Raw genomic sequence first — 15341 nt, 5'->3', positions numbered from 1 at the left:
GGCCGCCGGGCCCGCGATGCGCACATCGGCGGCCAACGCGAGGTTCAGACCCGCGCCGACGGCCGCGCCGTTGACGGCGGCGATGGTGGGCAGCCGGCAGCCACCGATGGCCATGAAGCCGTCGTAGAGCTGCTGCAGGCCGGTCTCGGCTTTATCGCCGCCCGCGGCGCCGAGCGCGCTGAGGTCCGCGCCCCGCGCAGAAGGCCTTGCCGGCGCCGGTGATCACCACCGCGTGCACCTCAGGATCGGCCTCGGCCTGTTCGACGGCGGCGCGGAGGCGCGCCGACATCTCGGCGGTCACCGCGTTACGCCGGTCGGGGTCGTTGACGGTGATCAGCGCGACGCGATTGTCGACGGTGGACAAGACGGGCTCGGATCGGGCCATCGGCACCTCCGCGGCTTGGGGTTTGACGGGTCCGGGGACATACGGATGCTGCGACTCCGGGCACGGTAAGGGTACTGCGCCGCCTGCGCAGGCATGGTCGTCGGTGCGCCCCTTTGCTGCGCTCAAGTCAATTAACGAAATCGTATTGCGTCTGCCCGCCGGTGATTTGCTTAACCGGGAGGACGCGAGTGCCATTGCGGCCCGGTCGAGTTTTCGAAGAATGGTTGCGCGACGCGATTGCGTTTTCGTTCGGCGGTGGGTGTTCTATCCCGCGTGTTTGATTACATGGCGATAATTAAGTGGCTTAATGGTGAAACTGCCTCGCCGCCGGATCCCTCGCCGGCGGCCTCACCCAGCCTCGGGCCGTGCCAACTTCTTGGCCAGCTGATCGAGCGCCGCTTGGCGACGTCGCACCGCACATACACGTTGGTCCCGCAGCGTCCCCTGCATCACCGTCTTTGGCAGCGTATCGTGCCGCAGCCTGGTGTTCGCGTAGTGGATTGCGGCATCGATCATTTCGATGTAACGCTCCGCCTCGTCGACGGCACACGTCCCCTCGATGCGCTGCACCTCGTCCCAGCACGGGTACGACGAGTACCTGGCATCGAGCCGTTGCTGTGATACCTGCAGACCGAAGTAACGGCGCCAGTCTCGGCTCAGCCACCCCCGCGTCTTGACCTCAACTTTGATCCTGTTGCCAAGGCCGGCTACGAACTTTGGTTCGCCAACTCGCACCACCGGTTGCCAGTCGTCCGACGTCACATCGACCACCCCTCGAATAGAGACGCCCTAAGTCATGATCCCCCTGCAGGCGTCATCTGCTCGCACGACACGCCAATTGTTATTCCTTAGCCGTCCAATTGGCAAACTTTGGGCGACGACGGCGCGGCGGCACTTGTTAAGAGCCATTTACGCCGCTGTGTATTCCGGCGGGGCGACCGGGCGCGTGGGGGCGTCAAGGAGCTTTTGAGAATCTGCCAAGGCCTACCGCCGATGCTGATGCCGGGCCGCACAGAAGGCCCAACCCATCCAAGGCATCGACGGCAGGAGCGCCCCATGCGAACCGTGGCGGAGAAGAACACGGACAAGAAAATCGGTTACATCCGCCTGGGGATTGTCTCTGCCGTGATCGCCGCCCTGATCGGGCTCGGTCTGGCTCTCATCGCCGCGAACAAGCCTGCGGCGGGTCACCCGTGTTCCATGCGGAATGTGACCTCCAAGGACGCCAGCGGCCATATGGTGTCGTGCGACCGCGCGACCGCCAGTAAGCGTGACCTCGTCTGGCAGCTCGCACCGGCGTCGTAGCGGTGGCCAGCGGTTGCACACGGCCCGTGTGATGGACGACGCTGGGGTGGGCCGGTCCGGTGCACGCTGACGAGGGGATGCGCGATGGCGAAGGTTCTGTTCGTGGTGACCGGCGCGAGCTACTGGACACTCAAGGACGGCACGCGGCATCCGACGGGCTATTGGGCCGAGGAATTCGCGGCCCCGTACCGCGAGCTCACCGGCTCCGGTCACCAGGTCGTGGTGGCCACACCGAAAGGCGTTGTCCCACACGTGGATGTGATGAGCCTGCGTCCGTCGATGGCCGGCAGCGAAGAGATCGCCCTAGAGCTGGAGGAGATCCTGCGATCGGCTGAGGAGGTGCGCCGCCCCATCGAGCTGGCCAGCGCCCGGGTCGACGATTACGACGCCGTCTACTACCCGGGCGGGCACGGCCCGATGGAGGACCTGTGGCAGGACGCCGACTCGGGCCGGCTGCTGATCGCGGCGCTCGCTTCCGGCAAGCCGCTGGCCATCGTCTGCCACGCGCCGGTTGCCATGATGGCTACCCGGCGAAACGGGGTTTCACCGTTCGCCGGCTACAAGGTCACGGCCTTCACCAACGACGAAGAGGACGGCGTCGGGCTGCTGGAAAAGGCGCGGTGGACGGCCGAGGACGAGCTGGTGAAGATGGGCGTCGACTTCTCGCGTGGCGAACGCTGGAAGCCCTACACGCTGAAGGACCGCAATCTGTTCACGGGCCAGAACCCCGCCTCCGCTGGGCCTTTGGCTAAGGAGTTCATGAAGGAACTCGGCTAGGGAGTGCCGGCGCCCCCGGCGTTCCACTTTCGCGCGGCCTAGCGCGGGTCCACACTTGGGGAATGACGGTATGTGATTGCAACGCCGACGCGCTGACCGCACCGCCCTCGCCCGGGGCGTCGATGTCGGCGCGGGTGGCGTGAGGGTGTCCGAACCGGAGCGGCGCGGCCCGCTGAGAGGCCTCTCGGACATCCGCGCGTTCTTCCACACGAACAAGGTCCCGCTGTTCTTCGTCTCGCCGACGCCGTTCAACTTGCTCGGCGTCGACCGCTGGATACGAAACTTCTTCTACCTGACCTACTTTGACTCGTTCGAGGGCACCCACTCGCGCGTGTTCGTGCCCCGGCGACGCGACCGGCGCGATTTCGATTCCATGGACGACGTCTGCAGCCACCTGCTGTCCGATCCCGAGACGCTCGAGTTCATCGCCGGCAAAGGTCCCGGCGGCAAGTGCTGCTTTGTCATGATGAACGAGGAGATCCAGGCCCTCGCCCGGTCGGCCGGCCTCGAAGTCATGCATCCGCCGATCGAGCTGCGCAATCGGCTGGGCTCCAAGATCGTGATGACGCGGCTGGCCGACGAGGCGGGGGTGCCCAGCGTGCCCAACACGATCGGGCGGGCCGGCTCCTACGACGAACTGTTGGCGCTCGCGGAAGGCTCCGGCTTGGGAGACGACCTGGTCATCTCGATCGCCTACGGCAACGCCGGCAGCGGGACGTTCTTCGTGCACGGTCAGCGCGACTGGGACCAGCATGCCGGCGACCTGGTCGGGCAGGACCTCAAGGTAATGAAGCGGATCCGCAACGTGGAGGTGTGCCTCGAGGGAGCCGTGACCCGCCACGGCACCGTGGTCGGACCCGCGATGACGAGCCTCGTCGGATATTCGGAGCTGACGCCGAGCCGCGGCAGCTGGTGCGGCAATGACATCTGGCACGAGGTGCTGCCACCCGCCCAGACGCACGCCGCGCGGGAAATGGTGACAAAGCTCGGCGACGTCATGCGCCGCGAGGGATACCTCGGCTACTTCGAGGTGGACCTGTTGCACGACCTCGACTCCGACGAGCTCTACCTCGGCGAGGTGAACCCACGCCTGAGTGGCGCCAGCCCGATGACGAACCTGACCACCGAGGCCTACGCCGACATGCCGCTGTTCCTCTTCCACCTGCTCGAGTACATGGACGTGGACTACGAGCTCGACATCGACGAGATCAACGCGCGCTGGGAGCGGGGCTACGGCGAGGACGAGGTCTGGGGCCAGGTGATCATCACCGAGACCTCGCCGGACATCGAGATCTTCACCGCGACGCCGCGGACCGGGGTTTGGCGCCTCGACGACGAAGGCCGGGTTTCCTTCTCGCGCACCGCAAACGACTGGGCCACGCTGCTCGATGGCTCCGAGGCTTTCTACATGCGGGTCGCGGCGCCCGGCGACTTACGGTCCGAGGGCGCCCAACTCGGCGTGCTCGTCACCCGCTCGCACCTGCAGACCGACGACTATCAGCTGAGCGACCGCTGCCAGCGCTGGGTCAAGGGCATGAAGGCGAAGTTCACCTCGACGCCCCTGACGCCGGCCGCGCCGATCGTCTCTCGGCTCGTCGCGCGCGCGTGAGCGCCCCGGCCGGTATCTCCCTGGACAACTGGCTGGCGGCGCCCTATTCGCATTGGTCGTTCCAGCATGTCGAAGATTTCGTGCCGACGGCGTTGATCCCGCGCGGGACGGGGCCGGTCGCCGCGTTGCCCGCCGCCGGCGCTCCGGTGGCCGAGATCGGCCTGGCCGGGACCGACGGGTCGGCCACCACCGTCGGCGCGGTCATGGCCGCCACGGCAACCGACGGGTGGGCCGTCGCCCACCGCGGGTCGCTGGTGGCCGAGCAGTACCTCCACGTCATGGCGCCAAACACCCGGCACCTGTTGTTCTCGGTGAGCAAGTCGCTGGTGGGCGCCGTCGCGGGCGCGCTGCACGAGGCCGGCGCGATCGAGCTTGACGCGCCGGTCACGGCGTACGTTCCCGACCTGGCGACGTGTGGCTACGCCGGTGCGACGGTGCGCCACTTGCTGGACATGAGGTCGGGTATCAAGTTTTCCGAAAACTACGACGATCCGGCCGCCGAGATTCACCTGCTTGACCAGGCGATGGGGTGGGCGCCGCGGCGGAACGCGGATGCTCCCGCCACGTTGCGTGAGTTCCTGCTGACGCTGCGGCAGAAGTCGGTGCACGGCGGCCCGTTCGAGTACCGCTCGTGTGAAACGGACGTACTCGGCTGGATCTGTGAGGCCGCCGGCGGACAACGCATGCCGGAGCTGATGTCGGAATTGCTGTGGAGCCGCATCGGCGCCGAGTACGACGCCACCATCGCCGTCGACCCGGCCGGCACCGGTTTCTTCGACGGCGGCGTCAACGCCTGCCTGACCGACCTGATCCGGTTCGGTTCGCTGTTCCTGCGTGACGGGGTCTCGTTGACCGGCCAACAAGTGGTACCGGCGGCGTGGCTCGCCGACACCTTCGACGGTGGGCCCGACTCGCGGGAGGCGTTCGCCGCCAGCCCCGACCACGACACCGACCTGCCCGGCGGGATGTACCGCAACCAGATGTGGTTCCCCTACCCGGGTGCCAATGTCGTGTTGTGCCTGGGCATGTGCGGCCAGATGGTCTACGTCAACCGGGCGGCGGAGGTGGTCGCCGCCAAGGTGTCCACCCAGCCCCACTCGCACGAGCCGCACATGTTGGACACGTTGCGCGCGTTCGATGCGGTGGCGAACGAACTGGCCGGAGTCACCGGTTAGCTGGCCCGTCAGGTGTGGACGATAAAGCCCGCTTCGGTGTAGGGCGCTGGATCCGAGGGATCGTTGACCGTGATGTACAGGTCCCCGGCTGTGGGCATAACGAAGCCGACGAACCCATGAGTGCTCTGCCCGTCGTGCAGGCCGCCCGATTGCAGCGGGGGCATCTTGTCGAACCTCTGGAAGTCGACCGCAGACGTTGCCGGTTCGGGCGCATTGTCGGTATGAGTCATCGGCTGGTCGCCGCCGCCGTATCCGGCGAAGACGTGATCGCGGTCGAATTGGAAGAACTGATGGGACGTCGCGGTGACGGTCAACTCCACTACCGTGCAACCGGGGTCAGACGCCGGATTGGCAAAATGAGAGGCGCACCCGGGCGGTAACCGCGTCGCACTGTCGACGGTGATGTCCGCGGTCGCACCGTCGGCCGCCCGCGCATGCGCGGGCACTCCGAGCTGACCGATCGGAAACGGTGGATTCTCGGGCGCGGGGTCGGCCGAACCGACGGGACACGAGTATGCGGCGATCGCCACCGCGACCGCGGGTGCGGCAATTACGGATTCCGCGCGCACCCTCGGTGGTTACCCGCAACGCCGCCGCACCAAAACGCCTCTGACCAGTCGTCTGGCCGGCACCAATTAGGAAGTTTGACCTCGGGCCGGAACTGAGCCGTCAACCATCAGCCGAGGTCATACCGGTCGGAGTGCCCCCGGCACGACTCGAACGTGCGACCTAGGGATTAGAAGGCCCTTGCTCTATCCACCTGAGCTACGGAGGCAATGTGCAGGTCAGTCTATTCCAACGGCGTGTCGCGCCACGACTCGCCGCCGCGGCGCGCGTGAAAAGCGTTCGCGCACCGCATGTATCGGCTATGGTTGGGACCCTCGACACACGTAGAACACCGGCCGGTCATCGGCCGTTCACCGCAACGGAGCGTGTGCATAACGTCGAGGGGTGGCGTTGTTATGAGCGTGACCACGCACTTGACTTCACGGTGCTCGTGGGCCAGTAACCAGGCCTCACGCCTGGCGGCCGATGCGATGGACGCCTACCGGGCCGGCACGCTGTTGCTGCGCGGCTCGCCGTTCGCGCTGGGCTGTCTCGCCGGCTGGCTGTCCACGGAGTTTCCCCCGCACGTCCTGACCGGCCACGCGCTGTCGCGCGTCTCGCACCCGTCGATCGGCCGCGTCGGCGCCGCCTGGGCGGCGCAGCGGGCGGATCGGGCCCTCACCTCCGCGCTTGAGGAGTCCTTCGGCCCGGACTTCCGCGAGCAGGTGTGCCACCCGGGCGCCACCCAGCCCGTCTGCGCCCCGCGCGGCGGCATGCTGGGCCGGCCCGGGCCGCACCGCCGCTACGCCGCGCAGACCTCGAACATCTCCTACGGCCCGGGCGGCCGCGACAATCTGCTCGACGTCTGGCGGCGCCACGACCTCGCACCGGGGCGGCGGGCGCCGGTGCTGATCCAGGTTCCGGGCGGGGCGTGGACCGTCGGCGACAAACGGGTGCAGGCCTACACGCTGATGAGCCGCATGGCCGAACTCGGCTGGATCTGCGTCTCGATCAACTACTGCAAGAGCCCGCGTGCCACGTTCCCCGCGCACCTCATCGACGTGAAGCGGGCGATCGCGTGGGTCCGCCAGAACATCGCGGACTACGGCGGCGACCCCGACTTCATCGCGATCACCGGCGGGTCGGCCGGTGGACACCTGGCCTCCCTGGCGGCGCTCACCCCGAACGACCCGGCGTTTCAGCCCGGGTTCGAAGAGGCCGACACGACGGTCCAGGCCGTCGCCCCCTACTACGGCGTGTACGACTTCACCGACTTCGACAACATGCACCCGCTGATGCTGCCGTTCCTGGAGCAGTTCGTGCTGAAGGCCCGCCACGACGACCAGCCCGAGCGGTTCGAGGCGGCGTCGCCGGTGTCCTACGTGCACGGTGAAGCGCCGCCCTTCTTCGTCCTGCACGGCGAGAAGGACGAAGTGGTGCCCAGCGGCCAGGCCCGAACCTTCTGCGCGGCGTTGCGCGCGGCCGGCGCCGCGACGGTGGCCCACGCCGAGCTCGCCAACGCGCACCACGCGTTCGACATCCTTTCGACGGTCCGATCGCGGCTGGCCGCCGACGCCGTCGCCGATTTCCTTGGCGTCATCTACGGCCGGCGCGTCAGCTCGCTGCTGGACACGGTGCCGCTGACCGCCACGTCGGCCAGCTGAGTCGCCATCGCCGTACGGCCCGACCGCTCCTTTCACCAGCGCGGCAACCCGACTAGCGTTGTGGTGGCAATTGGGTGGGTGGGTCCTAGGCAGGAGGCTTGATCGACGGTGACAAGGTTGGCGCATCGGGCGGATGGCGATGACTGAGTCCGAGGTCGTGAAGTTGTCCGACCAGCTGGGACCGGTCGACTATCTGATGCATCGGGGCGAAGCGAATCCCCGGACCCGCTCGGGGATCATGGCGCTGGAGCTCCTCGACACCACGCCGGACTGGGACAAGTTCCTGACGCGGTTCGAAAACGCCTCCCGGCGGGTGTTGCGGTTGCGGCAGAAGGTGGTCGTGCCGACGCTGCCGACGGCGTCACCGCGGTGGGTGGTGGACCCCGATTTCAACCTCGAATTCCATGTGCGCCGCATGCGGGTGGCCGAACCCGGCACGCTGCGCGACGTGTTCAACCTCGCCGAGGTGATCCTGCAGTCGCCGATGGACATCTCCCGGCCGCTGTGGACCGCCACCCTGGTCGAGGGTTTGGCCGGCGGAAAGGCCGCGACCCTGCTGCACGTCAGCCACGCCGTCACCGACGGCGTCGGCGGGGTGCAGATGTTCGCCGAAATCTATGACCTCGAACGCGATCCGTCGGCCAAACCGACGCCCCCGCTGCCCATCCCGCAGGACCTCACGGCCAACGACCTGATGCGGCAAGGCATCAACCACCTGCCCACCGCCGTGGTCGGTGGCGTCCTGAGCGCCGTGTCCGGGGCGGTCTCGGCGGCCGGGCGGGCGGTCCTGGAACCGGGCGCCACGGTGTCGGGGATCGTCGGCTACGCCATGTCGGGGATGCGGGTGCTCAACCGGGCGGCCGAGCCGTCGCCGCTGCTGCGGCGGCGCAGCCTGGCCACCCGCACCGAAGCGATCGACATCCCGCTCTCCGATCTGCACAAGGCCGCCAAAGCCGGCGGCGGATCGATCAACGACGCCTACCTGGCCGGCCTCTGCGGCGCCCTGCGGCGCTACCACGAGGCGCTCGGTGTGCCGATCAGCACGCTGCCGATGGCGGTCCCGGTGAACTTGCGGGCCGACGCCGACACGGCCGGCGGCAACCGGTTCACCGGTGTCAACCTGGCCGCGCCCGTCGGCACCGTCGATCCGGTTTCGCGGATGAAGAAGATCCGCGCGCAGATGACGCAACGCCGCGACGAACCGGCGATGAACATCATCGGTTCGGTCGCACCGCTGCTCAGCGTCCTGCCGACCGCGGTCCTCGAGGGCATCACCGGCTCGGTGATCGGATCTGACGTGCAGGCCAGCAACGTCCCGGTGTACCCCGGGGATACCTACATCGCCGGTGCAAAGGTGTTGCGGCAGTACGGCATCGGCCCACTGCCGGGCGTCGCGATGATGGTGGTGCTGATCTCGCGGGGCGGTTGGTGCACCATCACCGTGCGCTACGACAGGGCGTCGGTGCGCAACGAACCGCTGTTCGCCCAATGCCTGCTCGAGGGCTTCGACGAAATTCTGGCGCTCGCGGGTGATTCGGCACCCCGCGCGGTGCCCGCCTCGTTCGCCGAACCGGCGACCTCCGCACGGACGGCGTCGGGCTCATGAGCGCCGCGAAAGACCAGGGAGCCGACGGCGGCGCGACCGGGGACATGCGGCTGCCGGGCTCGGTCGCCGAAATCATGGCCAGCCCACCGGGTCCCAAGATCGGGGCGTTCTTCGACCTGGACGGGACGCTGGTGGCCGGGTTCACCGCGGTGATCCTCACCCAGGAGCGGCTGCTGCGCCGTGACATGGGGGTGGGCGAACTGCTCGGCATGGTTCAGGCCGGCCTGAGCCACACGCTCGGGCGCATCGAGTTCGAGGATCTCATCGGCAAGGCCGCCGCCGCGTTGGCCGGCCGCTTGCTCGACGATTTGGAGGAGATCGGCGAGCGACTGTTCGTACAGCGGATCGAGTCGCGGATCTACCCGGAGATGCGCGAGTTGGTCCGGGCGCACGTGGCGCGTGGCCACACCGTGGTGCTCAGCTCGTCGGCGCTGACCATCCAGGTCAACCCGGTGGCGCGGTTCCTCGGTATCTCCAACATGCTCACCAATAAGTTCGAGACCACCGAAGACGGCATCCTCACCGGCGGCGTGCAGAAGCCGATCCTGTGGGGGCCGGGCAAAGCCGCTGCGGTGCAACGGTTTGCGGCCGAGAACGGCATCGACCTGAAGGACAGTTACTTCTACGCCGACGGGGACGAGGACGTCGCGCTGATGTATCTGGTCGGCAACCCGCGGCCGACCAACCCCGAGGGCAAGATGGCCGCGGTGGCCAAGCGCCGCGGCTGGCCGATCCTGCGGTTCAACAGCCGGGGTCCGGTCGGTCTGCGCCGCCAGATCCGCACCCTGGCCGGATTCGGTTCGATGTTCCCGGTCGCCGCCGGCGCCGTGGGCATCGGCGTGCTGACCCGGAATCGGCGCCGCGGCGTCAACTTCTTCACCTCCACCTTCTCGCAGCTGTCCCTGGCGATCGCCGGCGTTCAGCTCAACGTCATCGGCCAGGAGAACCTGACCGCACAGCGGCCCGCGGTGTTCATCTTCAATCACCGCAACCAGGTCGACCCGGTGATCGCCGGGGCATTGGTGCGCGACAACTGGATCGGCGTGGGCAAGAAGGAGCTGCAAAAGGACCCGATCATGGGCACGCTCGGCAGGCTGCTCGACGGGGTGTTCATCGACCGGGACGACCCCGCCGCGGCCATGGAGACGATGCACGAGGTCGAAGACCGCGCCAGGAAAGGGCTTTCGATCGTGATCGCCCCGGAAGGCACCCGGGTCGACACCACCGAGGTCGGGCCGTTCAAGAAGGGGCCGTTCCGCCTCGCCATGGCGGCCGGGATCCCGATCGTCCCGATCGTGATCCGCAACGCCGAGCTGGTCGCCGCCAGGAACTCCACGGTCATCAACCCCGGCACGGTCGACGTCGCGGTGTTCCCGCCGATCTCGGTGCAGGACTGGACCGTCGAGAATCTGCCGGAGCGCATCGCCGAGGTCCGGCAGCTGTATTTGGACACGCTGGCCAATTGGCCGATCGACGAGCTGCCCGAGGTCGACCTGCACGCGGAGAAGAAGTCGTCTGCAAAGACCAAGGCGCCCGCGAAAAAGACTGCGGCTAAAGCCGGTTCGAAGTCACCGGCAAGAAAAGCGCCGGCGAAGAAGGCCGCCTCGAAATCCAAGCCGGCCAAGGCGGATCCCCACGAGTCTCAGGCCGTCCTCAAAGACGGTGAGGCGCAACGGCCCGCCCAGGCGGCCGCCGGTGCCGAGCCGCCGGAATCCCCGCCCGAAGGGCGGCCGTGACCGAACCGGCCGCGGATACCACCGCGGTGCTCACCGGCCAAGACTCGCTGGTATTGGCGTCCATGGCGTCGCCGGTGGAGAGGGAACTGGTGACGGCCTGGATGGCGCAACAGCGCGCCGACCGGCCCGAGGCGAGATTCGACGTCCTGGAGCTGCCGCCGCCCAACGCGCCGGCCGGCGCGCTCGCCGCGCTGATCGAGCAGCTCGAGGCTGCCAACGACGCCAACGACGACCGTGCGGTCGTGCCGGTGCGGGTGTTCTGGTTGCCGCCGCCCAATCGCGGCAGGATCGCGAAGCTGGCCGGCCTGCTGCCCGGCCGGGACCCCTACCATCCCAACGAGCGTCAGCAACTGCAGATCATGCGCAACGCGCCCCAGCGGGCGCGAGTGGTGGCAGGCGAACCGGCCAAAGTCTCCGAACTGCGCCAGCAGTGGCGCGAGATCACCGTCGGGGAGAACTCGTGCGACTTCGCCCGGTTCGTCATCCGCCGCGCTCTGCTTGCGCTGGAACGCGTCGAGTACCGAATCCTGGGGCCGCAGTACAAATCTCCGCGACTGGTGAAGCCGGAGATCTTGGAGTCCAGCCGATTTCGAGCCGGGCTGAAGACGATCCCCGGCGCCACCGTCGACGAAGCGGGCGAGATGCTCGACGAACTCGCCACCGGCTGGAGCCGGGTGTCGGTCGACCTGGTCGGCGTCCTGGGGAGGGCGCTCAGCCGCGGATTCGACCCCGAGATCGACTACGACGGCTACCAGGTCGCCGCGATGCGCGCCGCCCTGGAAACCCACCCCGCAGTGCTGTTGTTCTCGCACCGCTCCTACATCGACGGCGCGGTGGTGCCGGTGGCGATGCAGGAGAACCGGCTTCCGCCCGTGCACGTGTTCGCCGGCATCAACTTGTCATTCGGTGCGATGGGGCCGCTGTTGCGCCGGTCCGGCGTCATCTTCATCCGCCGCAACATCGGCGACAACCCGCTCTACAAGTACGTGCTGCGCGAATACGTCGGTTACATCGTCGAAAAGCGGTTCAACCTGAGTTGGTCCATCGAGGGCACGCGGTCGCGCACCGGCAAGATGCTGCCCCCGAAGCTGGGCCTGCTCGCCTACGTCGCCGACGCCTACCTGGATGGGCGCAGCGAAGACATCCTGCTGCAGCCGGTGTCCATCAGCTTCGATCAGCTGCACGAGACCGCCGAGTATGCGGCCTACGCCCGGGGCGGCGAGAAGACGCCCGAAGGCGTGGGCTGGCTCTACAACTTCATCCGCGCGCAGGGCGAACGCAACTACGGCAAGATCTACGTCCGCTTCCCCGAAGCCGTTTCGATGCGCCAGTACCTGGGCCCGACGCACGGCCCGCTGGTCCAGGACCAGGACGCCAAACGACTTGCGCTGCAGAAGATGTCGTTCGAGGTCGCGTGGCGGATATTGCAGGCGACGCCGGTGACGGCCACCGGCCTGGTATGCGCGCTGCTGCTGACCACCCGCGGCGCGGCGTTGACGCTCGGTCAGCTTCACCACACCCTGCAGGATTCGCTGGACTACCTGGAACGCAAGCAAAACCCGATGTCGACGAGCGCGTTGCGGCTGCGCTCGCGCGACGGCGTGCGCGCGGCGGTCGACGCGTTGTCCAACGGGCACCCGATCACCCGGGTCGACGGTGGACGGGAGCCGGTGTGGCGCATCGCCCCCGACGAGCAGCACGCGGCCGCGTTCTACCGCAATTCGCTGATCCACGCGTTCCTGGAGACCTCGATCGTCGAGCTCGCGCTGGCGCATGCGCGGCACGTCGAGGGTGACCGCATGCGGGCCTTCTGGGATCAGGCGATGCGGCTGCGCGACCTGTTGAAGTTCGACTTCTACTTCGCGGACTCGGCGGCGTTTCGGGAAAACATCGCCGAAGAGATGGCCTGGCACGACGATTGGGAAGGCCATGTCACCGCGGGCGGCGAAGAGATCGACGCGCTGTTGTTCTCCAAGCGGCCGTTGATGGCTGACGCGATGCTGCGGGTGTTCTTCGAGGCCTATGAGATCGTCGCCGACGTGCTGCGCGACGCGCCGGCCGACGTCGGCCAGAAGGAGTTGACGGAGTCGGCACTGGGCGTGGGGCGCCAGTATGTGGCGCAGACGCGGGTGCGCAGCAGCGAATCGGTGTCGACGTTGCTGTTCGCCACCGCGTATCAGGTCGTCGCCGACCAGGATCTGGTCGCGCCGGGCCCGGACCTCTCCGAACGCCGGGGCGCGTTCGGGGAGGAACTGAGGGGCATCCTGCGGGACTCCGATTACATCGGGCGGATCGCGCGTAATCAGTTCGTCGCCCGCGAGGCCAAGGCCCGCGAGGAGCGCCTGGCTCGGTAGTCGCGGATCCGCGCCCATACCCTGGTTGTATGACGGTCGACCGGTCCGTGACCACACCACGCGCGCTGGTGTGGCCGCTGCTGATCGGCGTCGCGTTGCTGGCGGGATGCACGGCGGCCGGTATCGGGGCGCTGTCGCTGGCCGACGCGCTGACCGCCACCGGGTTGCCGGACCCGGGCCCGACGACCACGTTGGGGCTGCCGTTCGTCCGGGCCGCGGGGGAGTTCGCCGCGGTGCTGGCCGTGGGGTCCTTTCTGTTCGCGGCTTTCCTGGTGCCACCGCAACGCAGCGGCGTCCTGGACGCCGACGGGTACCGGGCGCTTCGGCTGGGCACGGTGGCGTCCGGGGTCTGGGCGGTGTGCGCGGCGCTGCTGGTGCCGCTGACCATCTCCGACGTGTCGGGGCGACCGTTGGTCGCGCTGCTCGACCCGGCACGGATCTGGTCGGTGGCCGGGCTGGTCACCACCGCCTCCGCGTGGCGCTGGACCGCGGCGCTGGCGGCGCTGGTGATGCTGGCGAGCCTGGCGGTGCTGCGCTGGTCGTGGACGCCGCTGCTGTTCGCCGGCTCGTTGCTGACCCTGCTGCCCTTGGGACTGACGGGCCACTCGTCGGCAGGCGGGTCGCACGACCTGGCCACCAACAGCCTGCTGATCCACCTCGTGGCCGCCGGTGTCTGGGCCGGTGGCCTGCTCGCGTTGGCCGCCTACGGGCTGCGCGGCGGGGGACACGTCGCATTGGCGGCCCGGCGGTTCTCCGCGATCGCGCTGTGGTGCTGGGTCGCGATGGCGCTGAGCGGTGTGATGAACGCCGTGGTGCGGGTGCCGCTCGGCGACCTGGTCACCACCGAATACGGGCGCCTGGTGATCGCCAAGTTCCTCGCTTTGTGCGCGCTCGGGGTCATCGGCTGGCGCCAGCGGCGCATCGCCGTCGCGCGGCTGCAAGCCGAACCGGCCGACTCCGGCGGCCGCCGCGCCCTGCTCCGGCTGGCGCTCGCCGAGGCCGCGGTCTTCGGCCTCACCTTCGGCGTCGCCGTCGGGCTGGGCCGCACCCCGCCACCACCGCCGCCGAGCCGGCTGCCCTCGATTCCCGAAGCCGAGATCGGCTACGACTTCAACGGCCCGCCCACCGCGGCCCGCATCCTGTTCGACTGGCGATTCGACCTGATCTTCGGCAGCGCCGCGATCGTCTTCGCCGCGCTCTACGTGGCCGCGGTGGTGCGTCTGCGCCGCCGCGGCGACGCCTGGCCGCCGGGCCGGACGGCGTCCTGGCTGCTGGGCTGCCTGGCGTTGCTGTTCGTCACCTCGTCGGGCGTCGGCCGCTACATGCCGGCGATGTTCAGCGTCCACATGGTCGCCCACATGGGCCTGTCGATGCTGGTGCCGATCCTGCTGGTGCTCGGCGCCCCGGTGAGCCTGGCCCTGCGTGCGTTGCCCGCCGCCGGCCGCGACGAACCGCCCGGCATGCGGGAATGGCTGCTGGCCGCGCTGCACAGCCGCCTATCGCGGTTCCTCACCAACCCGGTCGTCGCCACCGTGCTCTTCGTCGCCGGCTTCTACGGGCTGTACCTGTCGAACTTGTTCGACATCGCCGTCGGCAGTCACGCGGGCCATCTCGCGATGAACGTCCACTTCCTGCTCAGCGGCTACCTCTTCTACTGGATCGTCATCGGCGTCGACCCCACCCCGCGACCGATCCCGCCGCTGGCCAAGGTGGGCGTGGTGTTCGCCTCGCTGCCGCTGCACGCGTTCTTCGGGGTGGTGCTGATGGGCACCCGCAGGGTGCTCGGCGCCGACTATTACCGCTCGCTCGGTTTGAGCTGGCACACCGACCTGCTGGGGGACCAGCGGCTGGGCGGCGGCATTGCCTGGGCGGCCGGCGAACTGCCCCTGGTGATCGTGATGCTCGCGCTGCTGGTGCAGTGGGCCCGCAGCGACGACCGCACCGCCCGGCGGCTCGACCGCGCCGCCGACCGTGACGACGACGCCGAGCTGGTCGCCTACAACGCGATGCTGGCCGAGCTGGCGCGCCGTGACACGCCGGGACATGCAAAGCCGCTCTGACAACGTACGAATTCGTCTATCCAGCAACCTGTTTCGGGGCTCAACGTCGGGCTAGTTGTTGGATGGTGGTGGTTGGGGTTGGAAGGGTTGGTACCACCACCAGTCGGCGCGCTCGCCGGTGGGT

12 protein-coding genes, 1 tRNA gene and 1 pseudogene are annotated in these 15341 nt (G+C 68.4%); 9 read left to right on the top strand and 5 right to left on the bottom strand.

Features of this window, described 5'->3' with window-relative positions; translation table 11 throughout:
- Positions 1 to 385: pseudogene (locus A5704_RS24070) on the bottom strand (enoyl-CoA hydratase-related protein); the annotation flags it as partial.
- Between the two features lie 348 nt (positions 386 to 733).
- Entirely contained in the window at positions 734 to 1147 is a 414-nt protein-coding gene (locus tag A5704_RS24065) for a hypothetical protein (RefSeq protein WP_067759614.1), read from the bottom strand.
- 294 nt (positions 1148 to 1441) lie between these two features.
- Here A5704_RS24065 and A5704_RS24060 point away from each other — a divergent pair, with 294 nt between their 5' ends.
- The 4 genes from A5704_RS24060 (at position 1442) to A5704_RS24045 (ending at position 5251) form a co-directional block, all read left to right on the top strand.
- A complete protein-coding gene (locus A5704_RS24060; protein WP_067759609.1) occupies positions 1442 to 1690 on the top strand; it encodes a hypothetical protein in 249 nt (82 codons plus the stop codon).
- An 84-nt stretch (positions 1691 to 1774) separates the two neighbouring features.
- The gene (locus A5704_RS24055; protein ID WP_067759602.1) at positions 1775 to 2467 is read left to right on the top strand and encodes a type 1 glutamine amidotransferase domain-containing protein; all 693 of its coding nucleotides are present in this window, start codon (positions 1775 to 1777) and stop codon (positions 2465 to 2467) included.
- 139 nt (positions 2468 to 2606) lie between these two features.
- Entirely contained in the window at positions 2607 to 4076 is a 1470-nt protein-coding gene (locus tag A5704_RS24050) for a biotin carboxylase (RefSeq protein ID WP_067759595.1), read from the top strand.
- Positions 4073 to 5251 carry a serine hydrolase domain-containing protein gene (locus A5704_RS24045; RefSeq protein ID WP_067759589.1) on the top strand — a complete coding sequence of 393 codons (1179 nt, stop codon included), beginning with the start codon at positions 4073 to 4075 and terminating at the stop codon, positions 5249 to 5251. Before A5704_RS24050 ends, A5704_RS24045 begins: the two co-directional genes overlap by 4 nt.
- Positions 5252 to 5259: 8 nt before the next feature.
- Here A5704_RS24045 and A5704_RS28940 read toward each other — a convergent pair whose 3' ends face one another.
- Positions 5260 to 5820 carry a hypothetical protein gene (locus A5704_RS28940; protein WP_067759583.1) on the bottom strand — a complete coding sequence of 187 codons (561 nt, stop codon included), beginning with the start codon at positions 5818 to 5820 and terminating at the stop codon, positions 5260 to 5262.
- Positions 5821 to 5952: 132 nt separating this feature from the next.
- Positions 5953 to 6026: transfer RNA gene (locus tag A5704_RS24035), tRNA-Arg, on the bottom strand.
- 187 nt (positions 6027 to 6213) lie between these two features.
- On the opposite strand from A5704_RS24035, the gene A5704_RS24030 reads away from it, so the two are divergent.
- The 5 genes from A5704_RS24030 to A5704_RS24010 all read left to right on the top strand — a co-directional run bounded on the left by A5704_RS24030 (position 6214) and on the right by A5704_RS24010 (position 15217).
- On the top strand, positions 6214 to 7461 hold the full coding sequence (locus tag A5704_RS24030; RefSeq protein ID WP_067759580.1) for an alpha/beta hydrolase: 1248 nt from the start codon (positions 6214 to 6216) through the stop codon (positions 7459 to 7461).
- A 139-nt stretch (positions 7462 to 7600) separates the two neighbouring features.
- Positions 7601 to 9067 (top strand): wax ester/triacylglycerol synthase family O-acyltransferase, encoded by a 1467-nt coding sequence (locus tag A5704_RS24025; RefSeq protein ID WP_156737746.1) that lies wholly within the window; start codon positions 7601 to 7603, stop codon positions 9065 to 9067.
- Positions 9064 to 10803: an HAD-IB family hydrolase/lysophospholipid acyltransferase family protein gene (locus tag A5704_RS24020; RefSeq protein WP_067759573.1), complete on the top strand. Its 1740-nt coding sequence runs from the start codon at positions 9064 to 9066 to the stop codon at positions 10801 to 10803. The genes A5704_RS24025 and A5704_RS24020 overlap by 4 nt, the downstream gene beginning before the upstream one ends.
- Complete coding sequence (locus A5704_RS24015; RefSeq protein WP_067759567.1) at positions 10800 to 13157, top strand: glycerol-3-phosphate 1-O-acyltransferase; 2358 nt, start codon at positions 10800 to 10802, stop codon at positions 13155 to 13157. The genes A5704_RS24020 and A5704_RS24015 overlap by 4 nt, the downstream gene beginning before the upstream one ends.
- A 29-nt stretch (positions 13158 to 13186) precedes the next feature.
- A complete protein-coding gene (locus A5704_RS24010) occupies positions 13187 to 15217 on the top strand; it encodes a cytochrome c oxidase assembly protein (protein WP_067759563.1) in 2031 nt (676 codons plus the stop codon).
- A gap of 51 nt (positions 15218 to 15268) precedes the next feature.
- Here A5704_RS24010 and A5704_RS29420 read toward each other — a convergent pair.
- Positions 15269 to 15341 (bottom strand): hypothetical protein (locus A5704_RS29420; protein WP_231969227.1); only part of this gene is annotated, 73 nt, incomplete at its 5' end.

It is taken from the genome of Mycobacterium sp. E735 (genome assembly GCF_001666955.1).
Taxonomy (GTDB): domain Bacteria; phylum Actinomycetota; class Actinomycetes; order Mycobacteriales; family Mycobacteriaceae; genus Mycobacterium.
This window is presented reverse-complemented; position numbering and strand designations above follow the sequence as displayed.

Excerpts from the sequence above, each read along its gene's own strand:
- A5704_RS24060 (WP_067759609.1), top strand. The coding sequence starts at position 1,442 with ATGCGAACCGTGGCGGAGAAGAACACGGACAAGAAAATCGGTTACATC.
- A5704_RS24055 (WP_067759602.1), top strand. The coding sequence starts at position 1,775 with ATGGCGAAGGTTCTGTTCGTGGTGACCGGCGCGAGCTACTGGACACTC.
- A5704_RS24030 (WP_067759580.1), top strand. The coding sequence starts at position 6,214 with ATGAGCGTGACCACGCACTTGACTTCACGGTGCTCGTGGGCCAGTAAC.
- A5704_RS24025 (WP_156737746.1), top strand. The coding sequence starts at position 7,601 with ATGACTGAGTCCGAGGTCGTGAAGTTGTCCGACCAGCTGGGACCGGTC.
- A5704_RS24020 (WP_067759573.1), top strand. The coding sequence starts at position 9,064 with ATGAGCGCCGCGAAAGACCAGGGAGCCGACGGCGGCGCGACCGGGGAC.
- A5704_RS24010 (WP_067759563.1), top strand. The coding sequence starts at position 13,187 with ATGACGGTCGACCGGTCCGTGACCACACCACGCGCGCTGGTGTGGCCG.